This is a genomic window from Nocardia abscessus (genome assembly GCF_015477775.1).
Taxonomy (GTDB): Bacteria; Actinomycetota; Actinomycetes; order Mycobacteriales; family Mycobacteriaceae; genus Nocardia; species Nocardia abscessus_A.
The window spans coordinates 155,961-171,880 of the sequence record NZ_JADLQO010000001.1; the positions used below are offsets into that span (position 1 = coordinate 155,961).

Here is a 15,920-nt window from a genome sequence, read left to right on the forward strand (position 1 = left end):
GACCTTCACAACTCCTGGCAGCCGCCTTTCGTGTGGGCCACGACACCGGGGCTGCCCACGAGCGACCGCCTCCACGCGTGCTTCGCCCCCGACGCGAGTGGCACATCGGCGAGAGCCCCTCCCGCGTTTTGCCACAGCCTTGTGCCACTCGCCTACGGGGCTCAGGGGGTGGGGGGCGGGTGTACCGCGCGCCAGTGTTCGGCGATTTCGATGCGGCGGGTGATCCAGACTTGGTCGTAGGACTGGATGTGGTCGAGTAGGCGCTCCAGGGCGGCGGTGCGGGCCGGGCGGCCGATGAGGCGGCAGTGCAAGCCGATGGACAGCATTTTCGGGCTGCCTTCGGCGCCTTCCCGGTAGAGGACGTCGAAGGCGTCGCGCACGTGCGTGAAGAATTGGTCGCCGGTCGGGAAACCCGCGGGTGAGGCGAATCGCATGTCGTTGGTGTCCAGGGTGTAGGGCACCACCAGGTGGTCGTGGCCGTGTACGCCCACCCAATAGGGCAGGTCGTCGGCGTAGGAGTCCGCGTCGTAGACGAAGCCGCCGTGCTCGACCACCAGTTCCCTGGTGTTCGGCGAATCGCGGCCGGTGTACCAACCCCGCGGCGCGGCGCCGGTCAGGCCGGTCAGGATTCGCACCGCCTCGGCCATGTGCGCGCGCTCGGTGTCGCGATCGGTGAGCTGGTAGGACTTCCAGCGCAGACCGTGGCAGGCGATCTCGTGGTCCAGTTCCCGGAAGGCCGCCACCGCCTCCGGGTTCCGCTGCAGGGCGCGGGCGACGGCGAAGATCGTCAGCGGCAACCCGCGTCGCTCGAAGACGCGCAGTACTCGCCACAGCCCGGCGCGCGAGCCGTACTCGTAGAGCGACTCCATGCTCATATGGCGGTTCGGGAACGCTTCGGCGGGCGTCATCTCCGACAGGAACGTCTCGGAGAACTCGTCGCCGTCGAGGACGTTGTTCTCGCCGCCCTCTTCGTAGTTGAGCACGAACTGGACCGCGATCCGCGCCTGCCCCGGCCATTTCGGATCCGGCGGCCGGGAGCCGTAACCGACGAAATCCCGTGAGCCTTTCGACGCGCTCATGCGCCGAGCTCGCCGTACAGTCGCAGTCGCGCCAGTCCGCCGTCCGGGAAGATGTCCAGGCGGACCTCTTCCACCGACGCGGCCATCGGCGCGATCGGGAACCGGTGCCTGGTATCGGGCTGTAGCGCGGTGCGCGGTAACAGCTCCAGTTCCGTGCCGTCGTTGGTGCGGCCGGTGAGCCGGGCCGCGCCGGGACTGTTGCCCAGGAAGTAGGAGGTGTCGAGTTCGGCCAGGCGGATCAGTCCCGGTCCGGCCAGGCGAATGCGCACCCAGTCGTTGCCGTCGTCCCTGCGCCGGGCGGTCTCCCAGCCCTCGCCCATGGACCGGGCCCAGCCGGGATAGAGCAGCTGGTTGGGCGAGCTGTAGAAGCGGTTGGAGCAGTCCAGCACCAGCGCGCCGTTCTCCAGCGCGGCCAGATCCAGCGGGCCGAGGCCGAGCAGCCGCGGATCCGGCCGCCCCTCGCCGTGCACTCGCAGCCTGGCCACGCCGCCGTCCGGGTGTATGGTGAGCTTCACGTGTGTCCAGCGCTTCTCGTTCTCGACGGCGAACAGGTTGCGGCTGTCGCCGGCCACCGGAGAGCGATCGACCAGCATCACCCAATCATCGCGCGCGGCAATGGTTTCCGCGGGCGGATAGTCTTCGATCTCCAGCGCGGACACCGAGACGGCCGGTGGGTAGTTGCCCTTGAACCACGCCGTGTCCACGACGATCCCGCGGATCACGCCCGGCACACCCAGCCGCACGATCGCGGAGTCGTCGCCTGGCTGCCCGCGGTGCCTGCGTGTCTCCCAGCCGTCGTAGATCTGGCCCTTGTGCCCGAAGCTGGACGGTTGATACTGGGCGGGGCCGGGGTTGATCAAATTCTCCTTCTCCGCGAAGAATTCGTCGTTCGCCCAGATCACCGAGCCGCCGAGCGGCCGGACCGCCAGATCCGGCAGCAGCGTGAACTCCTCGTCGTCGCCCCGGTCGCGCATCGCGCCTCCTGTGTCTTTCGGAACCGCGTCTTCCGGAACCGCCCCGTTCGGATGACCGATCACGTCACCTCCGTCGGGATCGGCGCGCGTGCCGCCAGCGCGCGCAGGACCGCCTCGGTCAGTTCCGGAGCCCCTGAGTCCGGGCGGGCGCCGCAGTCGATCCCGCGCAGCACGGTGACGGCCAGCGCTTCCGCGGTGGCGGGCTCGTCGACGACGTCGCCGCCGCGCCTTGCCAGATAGTCGCGCAAGCGCGGCACCGCCACATCGATCGCCCGGCGGAAGAAGTCGTAGGTGGCGAGCCAGCGTGTGACCAGGTGACCCGGATGCATGTCCCAGCCCTGGTAGTACCCCCGCCGCAATGCCCTGGCGACCAGCCGGTGGTGGTTGCGCAGCGCGCCCTCCGGGTCTGCGCCGGGCACGATCTGGGTGGAGCCGTCACACAGCCACACCCCGGTCTGCGCGGCCGCCACCTGCATGACCGCCTTCGCGTAATCGGCGGCCGGGTGGTCGAGCGCTTGGTCCGGCGCGGCGACGCCACAGGCGGCGGTGTAGTCGTAGGTACCGAAATGCAAGGCACTACAGCGGCCTTCGGAAACAGTGAGCATAGGGGCCACCGGAGCGGTGCCGTCCGCCGCCAGGATCGCCTGCGGGCTCTCGATCTGCAGTTCGAAGCGCAGGCTGCCCTCCGCTATGCCGTACGCGCGTTCCAGCCCGACGCACAGCTGAACCAGAGCCGTAACCTGGGGCACAGCACGAATTTTCGGCACGGTGAAGACGAACCCCTCCGGCACTCCGCCCGCGCTCTCCAGCACGAGGTCGAGCGTGCGCAGCGCACGACGACGCTCGCCGCCTGCCAATCCCTTCATCCGGATGCCACTGCGGGCCGGGCCTTCGCAGCGCCGCGCCCAGGTCGCGAGCACGGCGCCCGCCGCCGAGGCCGCGCGATCCTCCTCGGCGTCGGCGCGGATGCCGTAGCCGTCCTCGAAGTCGATACGCAAGTCCTGGACCGGGTCCGCTTCCAGCCGCTTGCGCACGTCGGGCAGCGAGCCGGTCTCGTCCAGCGTGGCCAGCAGATCGTGGTGGCGGTCGAGCAGTTCGACCGCGGTCGCGCCCCATTCCCACGGCGTCTCCTCGGCGACCCGGTCGGCCGGGACGTACACGGTATGGATCGGCTGCGACCGGCCATTCGATCCGGGATATCTACGGCGCAGCTCGGCGTCGACCGCGTCGAGCGTCGACTCGATCCGCGCGCGAACGTTCTCCGGAACCTTCATCGTGACCCCTTCTCCCGCAGCGCGGCCCAGACCCGGTCCGCGGTCATCGGCAAGCGGTCCAGCCGCACGCCCACCGCGTCGCGGATCGCGTTGGCCAACGCGGGTGCGACCGGGTTGTACGGCGACTCGCTCATCGACTTGGCGCCCAGCGGGCCGAGCGCGTCGGCCGTCTCGGCGAAGTACACCTCCGTGCGCGGCACGTCGGCGAACTGCGGCACGTGGTAGTGCCGCAGGATTCGCGCACCCACCACCCCGTGCGCACTGCGCATGTCCTCGTACAGCGCCGTGCCGATGGCCTGCGCGGCACCGCCCTCCACCTGCCCGCGACACTGCACCGGGTTGAGCACCGTGCCCGCGTCGGCGGCCTGGATCGACTGGAGGATGCGCACCGAACCGGTGCCGGGGTGCACGGCGACGCGGAAGGCGTGCACGTTGAAGCTCACCGACCTGGGGCTGCCCCCGTGCTCGGCGTGGGCGGTGAGCTCGCCGCCGGTCAGCAGTTCCGCCGCGCCCAGCAGCCGGTCACCGCAGTACACGCCGTCGGCGGCGAGCACGCAGTCCCGCTCCGGAACGCCCGCCAGCTCGGCCGCTCTGGCCAGCACGAGCCCGCGCAACGCGCACGCCGCCGCGTACACGGCTTTGCCCGCGACCACGATGCCGGTGGAGCCGAAGGCGCCGGTGTCGTAGTCCACCAAGTCGGTGTCGGCGTGCCGGATCACGATGCGGGCGACCTCGGTGTCCAGCGCGGTGGCCGCGAGCTGCGCGTGCACCGTCGTCGTTCCGTTGCCGAATTCCGCCGTGCCGACCCGGATCTCGTAGCGGCCGTCGGGCAGCAGCGACACCGCCGCCGCCGACCGGTGCCCGCGCGGCGGGACGGTCGCGATCATCGCGGCGGCCATGCCGGTGCCGACCCGCCACTCCGGGCCGGGCGCGTGCACGTCGTTGCCGCGCAGCAGTGCCCGCTCGGCGAGATCGAGACACTGGTCCAGGCCGTAGCTGCCGAAGATCAGGTCGCCTTCGTTCACCGCGGCGCCGACGAACCGGTCGCCGGGCGCCACCACGTTGCGGCGGCGCAGTTCGAACGGGTCCATGCCGATCGCGTGCGCGAGCTCGTCCAAAGCCGACTCGACTCCGAAGATCACCTGGCCGAGGCCGTAACCGCGGAACGCGCCGGAGGGAACGTTGTTGGTGTAGACCGCCTGCGCGTCGACCCGCTTGTTGGCACAGCGATACAGCTCGACGGACTCACCGACGCCGTGATACATCACCCCGCCGCTGTGATTGCCGTAGGCGCCGGTGTCGGCGAGCACGTCGACGGCCAAGGCGGTCAGCACACCGTGGGCGTCGGCTCCCGCCGTCACCGCGACCCGCATCGGATGCCTGCACGTCGCGGAGGTGAACTCGTCGGAGCGAGAGAACTCGTACTGCACGGGACGGCCGGTCCGCAGCACCGCCAGCGCGATCAGGTCCTCGGCCAGCATCTCCTGCTTCGCGCCGAATCCGCCGCCGACCCTGGCCGCGAACACCCGCACCTGTGCCGAGGACAAGCCGAACAGGCGGCACAGTTCGTCGCGCACCAGGAACGGCACCTGGGTGCTGCACCGGATGACCAGCCGCCCGGCGTCGTCCAGCCATCCGACTCCGCCGTGCGTCTCCAGGTGCACGTGCTGTGCGCGCGGCGAATACCAGACGCCGCGCACCACGTGGGCGGCGGCGGCCAGGCCGGCCGCGACGTCGCCCACCTCGCCGTGCAGCTCGGCGACCAGGTTGCGGCCGGGATCGGTGATCCGGGCCGAGGCCGGTTTGTCGCCGTGCAGTTTCGGGGCATCGGCGCGCAGCGCGTCCTGCGGATCGAACACCGCGGGCAGGGTCTCGTAGTCGACGACCAGCAGACGGCATGCCTCGCGCGCGATCGCCACGCTGTCGGCCACCACCGCGGCCACCCGCTGCCCGACGAATCGGACGGTCCGGTCGAGCACGTAGGTGTCGTCCGGGTCGTCGGTGCGCAGTTCGTGCCGCGCGGTGGAGAACGGCACGTCCGGCACGTCGGCATAGGTGAGTACCGCGTGTACGCCGGGCAGTGCCTCGGCGGCGGCGGTGCCGATCGCGCGGATGCGCGCATGGGGGTGCGGACTCGTCAGCACCGCGAGGTGCAGCGGGGCGGTCGGCGGCGCGGAGGCTTCGCCCGATCGCGGTCCGCCCTCCTCGCGGGATTCGACCGGCGGCAGGTCCAGAGTGAACGGCTCGCTACCGCAGACGATGCGCGGCCCGGCCGGAGCGCCGACACCGGCGCCCGCGGCGGTCGTCTCGGCTCGTTCGGGGGCGACGGCGGCAGGATCGTCCGGGGTGATCGGCTCGCCCAGCGCGGCGCGGATGGCGCGGTACCCCGTGCAGCGGCAGAGATTTCCCTTCATGAGTTCGGCGAGTTCGTCGCCGGACATACCGGCCTGCTCACCGGCGGCGCATCCCAGCCCGGCCGCCGTGACCACCATGCCCGCGGTACAGAACCCACATTGGAACGCGGCCTTGTCGACGAATCGGCGCTGCACCGGGTGCGGGTGCTCGGGGGTGCCCAGCCCGGCCGCGGTGGTGACGGAACGTCCGGCGGCGCGATAGGCGGGGAAGACGCAGGAGTGCACGGTCATTCCGTCCACCAGCACCGAGCAGGCCCCGCAATCGCCTGTGTCGCATCCTTTCTTCACCGCCAGGGCGCCGCTGTCACGCAGCGCGGTACGCAGGCATTGACCCGGCCGCGCGTCGATCTCGACGGACCTGCCGTCCACCTCGAATCGCATCACGGCCCCCGCAGTTCCCCGGCGACCTCACCGGCGAGCCGCCCCGCGACGTGGCTGCGCCACTGCGGCGACCCGTGCGGATCGTCGAACCAGAGCGCGGGATCGATCGTGGCCATGGCGTCGCGCAGCGCGCCCTCGCTCGGCGGCGCGGCGAAGTCCAGCACAACGGGCCTCGTGGTGGCGGCCGTGATGGTGATCGCGCTGCGGCCGCCGCGTTCGCGCCGCCCCATCACCACGGCGCCGGAGCGGCCGAGCGGAGCGAGCGCGATCTTCCGGAAGCTGGTGTGCGCCAGCAGGCTCGACCGCGGCAGGCGAATCGATCGCAACACCTCCCCGGGCCGCAGCACCGTGCGCCCGGCACCGATGACGAACTCGCGCAACGGGATATTCCGATCGCCCCCGCCCGCTGCCCACACCACCGCCATCCCGTCCAGCGCGACCAGCGCGCCGAGCACCGCGCCGGCGGGCAACGCGAGACAGACGTTGCCCCCGACGGTGGCGGTGCGCCAGATCTTGTGCGAGGCCAGCAGTGCCCGGCAGGACTGCGCGAACAGCGCGGTCCCCGGCCACAGCTCGCGCAACACCGGCATCCCCAGCTCACGTCCCGGTCCGGCCCCGGCGAACTCGGCCAGGGTGCAGGTGGCGGCGATCTCCAGTCCGTCGTCCACGATCTCGAACGCGGGCCACCCCAGGCCGGTGATGTCGACCAGGCGCACCAGCTGCTCCTGCGGCTCGGAGAACAGGAAGGTCCCTCCGGCGAGCACCGCGGTCGAAGGGCCGAGCACCGCCAGGTCGTCGCGCTCGCGCGCGAGCACCACCTCGCGAATCGTGTCCAGGTCCACGTCTCACCTCGTTCCTGCCTCTCCGTCACCGTAGAGCCAGTCGGTTGCCGCTGTATTGCGCGCGACGCATGTCAGATTGCGCGGCCGTTACCTCGCCGCACGACGACCACCCGCGGCCCGGAACCATCCCGGCCGACCGCTCCGCGGGCGGTGCCGTCCACAACACCACGGCTCCCGCCCGCCTCGACGGGCAGTGCGAGCCGACACCGCTTCAGTATTGCGCGTCCCGCCTGACCAGGCACGACACCTCGCCCACATCCGGAAGCACGATCTTCGGCCATGCCGACCGGAGCGGCGGCGCGCGATTCGCCGCCCAGTTCGCCCGCGCTCTGCGATCGGCTTCGAGCACGCCGACCGCGGTCGAGTCGCTCACCCCGCTTTCGCGAGCAACGCCGCCTGGGCCCGTGCCACCTCGGCGGCGACCACGTCCGTGTCGACCGTCCTGACCTCGCCGTCGCGCACCACCTCGCGCCCGTTGACCAGCAGCGCGGCCAGCGGCGGGGCCGAGCCGAGCACCAGGGCGGTCACCGGATCCTCGATCCCGGCGTGCGCGGCCGTGTCCAGCCGCCACAGCGCCAGATCCGCCAGCTTGCCCGCCTCGATCGAACCGATCTCGGCCGCCCGGCCCAGCACTCGCGCGCCGCCCATGGTGGCCAGTTCCAGCGCGGTGCGCACGGTCATCGCCCGCGGTCCGCCCCGGTTGCGCGCCCACAGCAGCGCGTGGCGTGGCTCCTCGATCATCGAACCGGCCTCGTTGCTCGCCGCTCCGTCGACGCCGAGCCCCACCGGGACGCCCGCGCGCACCAGATCGGCGGTGCGGGCGACGCCCGCGCCCAGCCGCGCGTTCGAGGTGGGGCAATGCGCCACACCGGTACCGGTTCGCGCCAGCGCGTCGATCGCGTCGTCGTCCAGGTGGACGGCGTGCGCGTACCAGACGTCCGGACCGAACCAGCCGAGCCGCTCCAGGTATTGCGCGGGCGTGCAGCCGAAAGTCGCCGCGCAGTAGTCCTGCTCGTCGACGGTCTCGGCGAGGTGGGTGTGCAGCCGGACCCCGGTGGCGCGGGCCAGCGCCGCCGACTCGCGCAGCAGTTCCGGCGTGACCGAGAACGGCGAGCAGGGCGCGAGCGCGATCCGCAGCATGGCGTCGAACGACGGGTCGTGCCAGCGTGCGACGGCCTCCGCGCTCGCGGCGAGGATGTCGTCGAGACGCTCCACCAGGTGATCGGGCGGCAACCCGCCCGCGCTCACCCCCAGGTCCATCGATCCGCGACAGGGGTGGAAGCGCAGGCCGACCTGCGCCGCCGCGGCGATCTCGGCCGCGAGCGGGTCACCGCCGTCGCGGGGGAACACGTAGTGGTGATCGGTGGTGGTGGTGCACCCGGTGCGCGCGAGCGCGGCGAGCGCACCCGTGGCGGCCACGCGCACCCCGTCCTCATCGATGCCCGCCCAGGCCGGGTAGAGCGTGGTGAGCCATTCGAACAGTGTGTGGTCGGTGGCCAGGCCGCGGGTGATCCATTGATAGAGATGGTGGTGGGTGTTCACCAGCCCGGGCGTCAGCAGGCAGCCGCGCCCGTCCACACGCCGCGCAGCCGGGTCGAGTTCCGGCGCGTCGCCCGCGCCGACCGCGTCGATCCGGTTGCCCCGCAGCACGACGTAGCCGCGGTCGTACTCGGTCCCGTGCGCGTCGACGGTCGCGACGGCGCAGTCCGCGATGACGGTCACCTGGTCCACGCGGGACCCGCTTCCGGCGCGTCGGCACGCGCCACGGTGGCGTGGATCAGCCCGTAGGGCCGGTCGTCGGCGTGGTAGACCTCGCCGCGGTTCTCGATACCGAAGCGGGCGAGGTCGTAGTCGAAGTGGTGCTTGTTCGGCGCCGCGAGCCGGATCTCGGCCAGCACCGGGCACGCCGTCAGCGCGGCCTTGCCCATCTCGAACAGCGTCTGCTGCAGCGCCTTCGAGTGCAGCGTGGCGAAGGTCTCCACCAACCGGGCCCGCACGCCGGTGTAGACCTCGTCCCAGTCGACGCTTTCGCTGCCCGCGAAGCGCCACTCGGCGATCAGCGAGGTGGCCAGCATTCGATCGTGGGTCGGCGCGAGCACGGTGAACTCGTCGGTCAAGAAGTCCGCGAACTCCGAGCCGGTCGACTTCAAGATGGTCAGGTCCTTCACCCCACCGACCACCCAGGCCCGCCGATCGACGCCGCTACCGGCCACGGTGACCGCGGCGGTGCGCACCTCGGGCCCTCGGCGCACCCAGGTGTGGTCGTGCTCGACGCCGCCGACCGACACCCGCTCCCAGGCGTACTCGTCGACCTCGACGCGCGCGCTGCGCACCGGCTCGATCTCGGCGACGAAATGATCGGCCAGCGCCAGCGCGTAGTCCTCGATGCTCCGCAGGCCGGCCTGCTTCGCGAAGGCGTAGGCAGTCTGCTTCTGCGAGTCGGTGGGCAGCACCTTCGCCTGGTCGCCCGTGACATACGCGTCGGCGAAGTCGCCGCGCAGCACCGTGGAGACGTTCACGTCACGGATCTCGTGCCGCGCGCCCTCCCGGTGGATCCGGACGATCCGGTTCTCCGCCTTGCCGTATCGGTGGTCGGTCAGCACGATCGGCCCGGTCAGTTCCATGCTCGGCTCAGCTCCCTCGATAGGTGGAAAAAGCGAAGGGCGACAACAGCAACGGGACGTGATAGTGCCGCTCCTCGGTGACGGCGAACGCGATGGCCACCTCGGGATAGAAGGTTTCGACATCCCGGCCCGCGAAGTAGGCGCCGGTGTCGAACACCAGGCGATAGGTTCCGGGTGCGAGCGCATCGCCCAACGCCCCGACCCGGCCGTCGACATCCGTTTCGCCCGAATCGAGTCGCCGATCCTGCCGGTACAACGTCACCGTGACGCCCGCGGCGGGCGCACCGAGCACCGCGTCCAGCACGTGGGTGCTCAGCGTGCTCATGACCGCTGCTCCAGCAGCGCGCGCAGCCGGATGCGGTTGATCTTTCCCAGTTCTGTTCGCACGACACGCCTTTCGGTCTCGGGATCATTGCGCAGCCGGGCGTCGAGCAGCGCGAGCAACTCCTCGGCCGACTTTCCGCTCGCACACACCAGGTAGATGTGCCCGAACCGTTCCTCATACGCGCGGTTGCCCGCGGCGAGCGCCGCGCGTACCGCGTCCGCCGCTCCCGCCACCCCCGCCTGCTCCCGGGCCGAAGCGGCGGAGTGCGGCCGCTCCCCGATCCGGGGATGCCCCGCGAGCGCCAGGTCGAGTTCGGCCTCCGGCAGTCGCGCCGACGCCGCGTCCGCCGCGTCGAGCAGCGCCGCCACGCTGCGGTACGGACGGCCCTCGACCAGCGACCGCGCGAAGCCCGGCGACGAGCAGCAGCCGAGCACCGCCCGGTAGGCCGCGTCGTCGGACAGCGCGTCGAACGCCGCGATTCCGGCTCGCTGATCCGTCATCGGACCAGCATCGAATACGACCCGGTGAGCCGCCACCGGAACGGGATGGATCACCATCGGCGTGTCGCGCACGCCGACACGACGGAACCACGCCTGAGCACCGGATTTCCATCGTGCGGCGCAGACCGCCCGGTATTACCTTCTTAGCTATGGCTGACCCTGATCGCCCGGTCGTCGCACCGTGCGCGGGCATCGTGCTCGCCGCAGGCGCCGGGACCCGCTACGGACGACCCAAAGTGCTCGCCGAGGGCGGCGCCTGGCTGCGCGCGACGGTCGCCGCGCTGCGCGACGGGGGCTGCGATCCGGTCATCGTGGTTCTCGGTGCGACCGGCCCGAAACCACAGATCGTCGACCTGCCGCCGAACGTGCGGCATGTGTGGGCAGCCGACTGGGCCACCGGGCTGAGCGCCTCACTGCGGGCGGGGCTGATCGCCGCGGCGAGCACCCCCGCCCGCTACGCCGCGATCATGCCGGTGGACACCCCCGATGTCGGCGCCGACGTGGTCGCCCGGGTGCTCGCCGCCGCGCTCGGGGCCCCGAGCGGTCTGGCACGCGCTGTGTTCCACAACACACCAGGGCACCCCGTTGTTATAGCCCACAAGCATTGGAATGCGATTTCTGGGTCGGCAGCAGGAGATTCCGGAGCCCGCACCTATTTGACCGGCAGAAACGATATGGTGTGCGTCACGTGCGACGATTTGGCGACGGGCGTCGATCGTGACTTCCCGGCCACGACCGCACGGTGATCGGAGCTAGCTGATGCGGGACATCGTCGACGACCTGTTGCGGGTGTGGCACTCGGGCCGGACCGGCGGACTCGGCACCGTTGTGCGCACCGTGGGCGCCGCCCCCTTGCCGGTGGGCTCGGCGATGCTGGTCGACCCGGAAGGGGGCGTCTACGGCTCGGTGGCCGCGGGCGGGCTGGAGGAGATCGCGTACGAGGCGGTGCTGCAGGCAGCGCGCACCGGCCGTCGCGCGATGCACCGCTTCGGCGTGGCCAGCGGCCTGGAGTCGGGCGCGAACGGCGAGGGGATGATGGACGTCTTCACCGAACCGTTCTCTCGAAGACACTTCCCGGAGTTCCCGGATGTCGCCGCCGAGATCGCGGCACACCGTAGGGTCACCGTCTTCACGGTGGTGTGGAACTCCGATGCCGACCTGATCGGCCAGCACCTGATCACCGACAAGAAGCACGCCACCGAACTGGTGGCGCTACCGGATTCGGACGTCTTCGTCTCCTCCTTCGCCCCGCCGCCGCGACTGATCATCTTCGGCGCCAATTCTTTCGCCGCCGCACTGACCGTGCAGGCCGAGTTGCTCGGCTACCGGGTGACGATCTGCGACTCGCGCCCCAATTTCGCTACGCCGGAGTCGTTCCCCGGCGCCGAGGTCGTGGTCGACTGGCCGCACCGCTACCTCAACACGCTGTCCGCGGCCGGTGAAATCGACAGCAGCACGGCCATAGTCCTGCTATCGCACGATCCCATGTTCGAGATCCCCCTGCTCACCGTGGCGCTGCGACTACCCGAGCTCGGCTATCTCGGCGCGATGGGCTCACGTCAGGTGCACATCCGGCGCATGGAGGATCTCCAGGCAGGCGGTTTCGGCGCGGAGACGCTCGCGCGGCTGCATTCGCCCGCGGGACTCGACATCGGCGCGCGCACCGCGCCCGAGATGGCGGTCGCGATCGCGGCGGAACTGCTGGCCGCCCGCGCCGCGCAACCGGTGCGAGCGGCCGACCCGTACAGCGGCGAAATCCCGATCACGCCGAAAACCGCTGTGGGCATCTAGTCATTTCAGGCCGGGGTTCTCGGCATACACCTCGCGCAGCACGGACAGGTCGAACAGCTGCGCGGCTTCGATATCTATCTTCGCGGTGCGCAGCGCGGCGATATTCTGCTCGATCAGCGCGTCGGTCATGGAGAGCAAACCGCCCGTGGCCGTGTCCGCCGAGACCACTAGATCGTTCTGCGCTATCGCCTCTTTCGTCTGCTCGGCGAGATCGAGCTTCTGATCCTTGCCGTACACCTCGACCGCGAGCCGGGCCGACTCGGCCGGGTCCGCCACCGCGTCCTTCCAGCCCTTGATCTCGGCGGTCAAGAACGCCTTCAATTTGTCGCGCTCATTGTCGATGGTGGACTGCGCGACCGTGAGTGTCTCCGCGACCAGCGGCAAGTTGAAGTCGGCGAACAGGAAGTGCGTGTTCTGGAATCCCTTTGCCGCCAGCGTGATCGGCTCGTTGGTCACATAACTCACCCACCCGTCGACCTCGCCGTTGGCCAGCGGGGTCGGGTCGAATTGCGCGGGCACGACGGTGACGTCGCCGGGCTTCATCCCGTTGGCCGTGAGCAGCGCGTTGAAGATCAGCTGATTGGTGTCCTGCACACCGATCTTGCGGCCCTTCATGTCCGCGGGCGTCTTGATCGGTCTCGCCGCGGAGGAGACGATCGCGAACGGATTCTTCTGATACGTGGTGGCGACGATCTTGGCCGGAAGCCCCTCCAATATCGCCGGTGCGGTGGTCTGCGGGGCGGACAGCCCCAGCCACACCTTCCCGGTGTCCAATCCGGCCTCCACCGACGTACTGGCCGCGCCACCCGCGATCAGGTCGACCGAGCCGAAACCGGCCTCCCGGAAATACCCTTTCGCGTCGGCGAAGTATTCGCCCGCGAATTCGATGTTCTTCAGCCAGGACAGCTGCACCGCGACCCTGCCGTATTTCGAACCGTCCGCGGTGGTGCCGCCCGAGGAGTCGCCGGAGTTCCCGCCGCAGGCGGCCAGCGCCCCCGCGCCGCCCAGCGCAGCGCCGGCGAGCGCGGAGTAACGGAAAAACGAGCGTCGGTTCAGGTGCCCGAACGTGGAGCGTTGCACGGGTGTCATGGGCCGAATCTAGGTGCAGCGCGTTTCATTTTCTTTACTTTGACGTTCCGAGCGCGGATTCGCGCGATTTCGCCTGCACCGGCGGTGCGATCACAGCGCTGCGATCACAGTCGTCCGGCTTCCGGTCCGAACCGGGCGAGCACCAGGTTCTCGATGACACCGACAATCGCGTAGAGCACCACCGAAACCAGCGTGACGAGCACGATCGAGGCCCACAGCTTGCTGTATTGGAAGGTGGGGATGGCCCGGATCAAACTGGCTCCCAGTCCCGTTCCGCTGCCGAGCCACTCGCCGAGCAACGCGCCGATCAGCGCGCCCGGCACCGAGATCCGCGCGGCGGCGAACACCGAAGGCAGCGCCGCGGGCACGGCCACCATGCGCAACCCGGTCCACCGGGACCCGCCGTAGGCGGCCACCAGCTCCAGCGCCTGCCGCGGCGCGGCGCGCAGTCCCGCCATGATCATGACCAGGGCGGGGAAGAACACCACGATCGCGGCGAGCACCGCGACCCCGGCCAGGCCACGGCCGAACACCAGCACGATGATCGGCGTCAGCGCGACCAGCGGCACCGAGCGCAACAGCATCGCCACCGGCAGGAAGGTCTGCTCGACCGCGGCGAACGACACGAACAGCGCCGCCACCATCAGCGCGGCCAGCATGCCCGCGCCGAATCCGATGGCCGCGTCGCGCAACGTGATCTGCAGGTCGTCCAGGATCGCCTGCCGCGCGGTGGCGGCGTTCGGCGCCGTCACCAAATAGGTCCAGATATCGCCGGGTGTCTTACCGACCCGTGGACCGACCTGTGGGAACGCCTTCAGGAAGACGTACCAGATCACCAGCATCAGCAGCAGCGAGGTGCCCAGCGGGAACAGGAAGATCCCGATCCGGCGCAGGAGTTTCATCGGGCCTCCTCGACCTGGTTGCGCGCGACCCGCTTCGTCCCGGAGCTTCTCATCGCGCCTCCCGCGCGGTCCACGGGGCCGCGAACCGCGCGGCCAGCGCCACCAGCGCGTATCCGAGTCCGGCCAGCGCCGCGGCGGCCAGCGCCATCCCCCAGGTGCGCGGCACGTTGTAGGAGGTCTGCGCGGCGGTCAGGGCCACCCCGATGCCACTGTCCACGCCGCCGAGGTACTCACCGATGATCGCGCCGAGCACGGCCGAGGGCGCGGCGATCTTCAAGGCCGCGAAGGTGCTCGGCAGCGCCGAGATCGCCTGCACTCGGTACAGCTGCTGCCAGCGTCCGCCGCCGTAGGCGCGCACCAAGTCCAGGCTGGTCCGGTCGGCCGAGCGCAATCCGGCGACGGTGCCGACCATCGTGGTGAAGAAGCAGTACATCGCGGCCAGGAACACCGTCGGCGTGCGTCCGCCGAAGACCACCAGGATGATCGGGCCCAGCGCGAGCAGCGGCGTGCAATAGCTCAGGATCGCCAGCTGGGTGGCCAGCGACTCGATCGGCGGGACCAGCATGATCAAGACGGCCAGCGCGATGGCGAGACCGTTGCCCCAGACGAATCCCTGCAGCGCGCCGAGCGCGGTGATCCGGAAATTGGGGCCGTAGAGGTCCCATCCGTCGGTGTGCATGGTGTGCAGCACCTGCCAGGGGCTGGGTATGGTGCCGCCCGCCACCTCGAACGCCGCCAGCGCCCACCACACCGCGACGAGCCCGAGGACGCCGAGCACGCCGCCGAAGCGCTTCACTCCTCACCTCCGGACCGACGGACCCCGCATGCGAACGCGCGCCGCCGCACCGGCCCGGTGCGTGCGCTCGACCGCCGGCTCGGCTTGCAGCGCGGGCAACGTTCCGGGTGTGACGCGTTCATGCGACGCCTCCTTTCCCCGAGGTCCCGAACAGTAGCTCCGACAGGTAGTCGTGCAGCTTGTGGAACTCCGGCGTTCGCATCATCTCCGGCAGCCGCGGGCGCGGCAGGTCGATCTCGACCAGCTCCAGCACCCGGCCCGGCCGCGGGCTCAGCACCGCCACCACGTCGGACAGGAACACCGCCTCCGCGATGCCGTGGGTCACCATCAGCGTGGTCGCGGGCTTCTCGGTCCAGATTCGCAGCAACTCCAGATTGAGCCGCTGCCTGGTCATGTCGTCGAGCGCGCCGAACGGTTCGTCCAGCAGCAGCACGGTCGGCTTCACCACCAGCGCCCGCGCGATCGAGACGCGCTGGCGCATACCGCCGGACAGCTGAGCGGGCTTGGCCTTCTCGAAACCCTCCAGCCCGACCAGCCGGATCAGCTCATCGATCTGGCCCGGTTCCGGGGCGATGCCCGCGACTTGCAGCGGCAGCTTGATATTCGACTCCACCGATCGCCACGGCAGCAGCGCCGAATCCTGGAACGCGATACCCAGCGCGTGGTGGCCGCGCAGTTCGGCGGGCGTGGCGCCATCGATCAGCGCCGTACCGGCGGTCGGGGTCTCCAACCCGGCGAGTATGCGCAGCACCGTCGACTTGCCACAACCGGACGGGCCGAGCAGCGACAGGAACGCGCCCTGCTCGGTGTGCAGATCGACGCTCGCCAACGCCTGCACGGTTTTCCGTCCGACCCGGAAGGTCTTGGTCAATCCGCTGAGATGAATTCCGGTCCCCCCGGCGGTACCGCTCTCCGTCCTCATGACGGCC

The 15,920-nt window shown here is 70.4% G+C and carries 15 protein-coding genes; 2 read left to right on the forward strand and 13 right to left on the reverse strand.

Annotation, left to right across the window (positions count from 1 at the left end; all coding sequences use genetic code 11):
- Positions 1-161: 161 nt before the first annotated feature.
- The 9 genes from puuE to uraD all read right to left on the reverse strand — a co-directional run bounded on the left by puuE (position 162) and on the right by uraD (position 10,413).
- A complete protein-coding gene (gene puuE / locus IU450_RS00840; RefSeq protein WP_195147864.1) occupies positions 162-1,079 on the reverse strand; it encodes an allantoinase PuuE in 918 nt (305 codons plus the stop codon).
- Positions 1,076-2,053 (reverse strand): allantoicase, encoded by a 978-nt coding sequence (gene alc / locus IU450_RS00845; protein ID WP_195147865.1) that lies wholly within the window; start codon positions 2,051-2,053, stop codon positions 1,076-1,078. The genes puuE and alc overlap by 4 nt, the downstream gene beginning before the upstream one ends.
- Positions 2,054-2,112: 59 nt before the next feature.
- Entirely contained in the window at positions 2,113-3,327 is a 1,215-nt protein-coding gene (locus IU450_RS00850) for a DUF6986 family protein (protein WP_195147866.1), read from the reverse strand.
- Positions 3,324-6,122 carry a molybdopterin-dependent oxidoreductase gene (locus IU450_RS00855; protein WP_195147867.1) on the reverse strand — a complete coding sequence of 933 codons (2,799 nt, stop codon included), beginning with the start codon at positions 6,120-6,122 and terminating at the stop codon, positions 3,324-3,326. The genes IU450_RS00850 and IU450_RS00855 overlap by 4 nt, the downstream gene beginning before the upstream one ends.
- Complete coding sequence (locus IU450_RS00860) at positions 6,122-6,964, reverse strand: FAD binding domain-containing protein (protein ID WP_195147868.1); 843 nt, start codon at positions 6,962-6,964, stop codon at positions 6,122-6,124. The genes IU450_RS00855 and IU450_RS00860 overlap by 1 nt, the downstream gene beginning before the upstream one ends.
- 369 nt (positions 6,965-7,333) lie before the next feature.
- Complete coding sequence (locus IU450_RS00865; protein WP_195147869.1) at positions 7,334-8,695, reverse strand: 8-oxoguanine deaminase; 1,362 nt, start codon at positions 8,693-8,695, stop codon at positions 7,334-7,336.
- Entirely contained in the window at positions 8,683-9,588 is a 906-nt protein-coding gene (pucL, locus tag IU450_RS00870) for a factor-independent urate hydroxylase (RefSeq protein WP_195147870.1), read from the reverse strand. The genes IU450_RS00865 and pucL overlap by 13 nt, the downstream gene beginning before the upstream one ends.
- 7 nt (positions 9,589-9,595) lie before the next feature.
- Positions 9,596-9,913: a hydroxyisourate hydrolase gene (gene uraH, locus IU450_RS00875; protein ID WP_195147871.1), complete on the reverse strand. Its 318-nt coding sequence runs from the start codon at positions 9,911-9,913 to the stop codon at positions 9,596-9,598.
- Positions 9,910-10,413 (reverse strand): 2-oxo-4-hydroxy-4-carboxy-5-ureidoimidazoline decarboxylase, encoded by a 504-nt coding sequence (gene uraD, locus IU450_RS00880; RefSeq protein WP_195147872.1) that lies wholly within the window; start codon positions 10,411-10,413, stop codon positions 9,910-9,912. The genes uraH and uraD overlap by 4 nt, the downstream gene beginning before the upstream one ends.
- A gap of 149 nt (positions 10,414-10,562) precedes the next feature.
- Here uraD and IU450_RS00885 point away from each other — a divergent pair, with 149 nt between their 5' ends.
- Together IU450_RS00885 and IU450_RS00890 are read left to right on the forward strand one after the other, a co-directional pair.
- On the forward strand, positions 10,563-11,159 hold the full coding sequence (locus tag IU450_RS00885) for a nucleotidyltransferase family protein (RefSeq protein WP_195147873.1): 597 nt from the start codon (positions 10,563-10,565) through the stop codon (positions 11,157-11,159).
- Positions 11,160-11,172: 13 nt separating this feature from the next.
- A complete protein-coding gene (locus IU450_RS00890; protein ID WP_195147874.1) occupies positions 11,173-12,204 on the forward strand; it encodes an XdhC family protein in 1,032 nt (343 codons plus the stop codon).
- On the opposite strand, the gene IU450_RS00895 is transcribed toward IU450_RS00890, so the two are convergent.
- The 4 genes from IU450_RS00895 to IU450_RS00910 all read right to left on the reverse strand — a co-directional run bounded on the left by IU450_RS00895 (position 12,205) and on the right by IU450_RS00910 (position 15,913).
- On the reverse strand, positions 12,205-13,293 hold the full coding sequence (locus IU450_RS00895) for an ABC transporter substrate-binding protein (protein WP_195147875.1): 1,089 nt from the start codon (positions 13,291-13,293) through the stop codon (positions 12,205-12,207).
- A gap of 104 nt (positions 13,294-13,397) precedes the next feature.
- A complete protein-coding gene (locus tag IU450_RS00900; RefSeq protein WP_195147876.1) occupies positions 13,398-14,195 on the reverse strand; it encodes an ABC transporter permease in 798 nt (265 codons plus the stop codon).
- A 49-nt stretch (positions 14,196-14,244) separates the two neighbouring features.
- The gene (locus IU450_RS00905) at positions 14,245-14,991 is read right to left on the reverse strand and encodes an ABC transporter permease (protein ID WP_195147877.1); all 747 of its coding nucleotides are present in this window, start codon (positions 14,989-14,991) and stop codon (positions 14,245-14,247) included.
- A 118-nt stretch (positions 14,992-15,109) separates the two neighbouring features.
- The gene (locus tag IU450_RS00910) at positions 15,110-15,913 is read right to left on the reverse strand and encodes an ABC transporter ATP-binding protein (RefSeq protein ID WP_195147878.1); all 804 of its coding nucleotides are present in this window, start codon (positions 15,911-15,913) and stop codon (positions 15,110-15,112) included.
- Positions 15,914-15,920 lie beyond the last annotated feature (7 nt).

What these genes read in the sequence shown, in the direction of transcription:
- puuE (WP_195147864.1), bottom strand. Translation starts at nt 1,079, where the DNA reads ATGAGCGCGTCGAAAGGCTCACGGGATTTCGTCGGTTACGGCTCCCGG.
- alc (WP_195147865.1), bottom strand. Translation starts at nt 2,053, where the DNA reads ATGCGCGACCGGGGCGACGACGAGGAGTTCACGCTGCTGCCGGATCTG.
- IU450_RS00850 (WP_195147866.1), bottom strand. Translation starts at nt 3,327, where the DNA reads ATGAAGGTTCCGGAGAACGTTCGCGCGCGGATCGAGTCGACGCTCGAC.
- IU450_RS00855 (WP_195147867.1), bottom strand. Translation starts at nt 6,122, where the DNA reads ATGCGATTCGAGGTGGACGGCAGGTCCGTCGAGATCGACGCGCGGCCG.
- pucL (WP_195147870.1), bottom strand. Translation starts at nt 9,588, where the DNA reads ATGGAACTGACCGGGCCGATCGTGCTGACCGACCACCGATACGGCAAG.
- uraH (WP_195147871.1), bottom strand. Translation starts at nt 9,913, where the DNA reads ATGAGCACGCTGAGCACCCACGTGCTGGACGCGGTGCTCGGTGCGCCC.
- uraD (WP_195147872.1), bottom strand. Translation starts at nt 10,413, where the DNA reads ATGACGGATCAGCGAGCCGGAATCGCGGCGTTCGACGCGCTGTCCGAC.
- IU450_RS00885 (WP_195147873.1), top strand. Translation starts at nt 10,563, where the DNA reads ATGGCTGACCCTGATCGCCCGGTCGTCGCACCGTGCGCGGGCATCGTG.
- IU450_RS00890 (WP_195147874.1), top strand. Translation starts at nt 11,173, where the DNA reads ATGCGGGACATCGTCGACGACCTGTTGCGGGTGTGGCACTCGGGCCGG.
- IU450_RS00895 (WP_195147875.1), bottom strand. Translation starts at nt 13,293, where the DNA reads ATGACACCCGTGCAACGCTCCACGTTCGGGCACCTGAACCGACGCTCG.
- IU450_RS00900 (WP_195147876.1), bottom strand. Translation starts at nt 14,195, where the DNA reads ATGAAACTCCTGCGCCGGATCGGGATCTTCCTGTTCCCGCTGGGCACC.
- IU450_RS00910 (WP_195147878.1), bottom strand. Translation starts at nt 15,913, where the DNA reads ATGAGGACGGAGAGCGGTACCGCCGGGGGGACCGGAATTCATCTCAGC.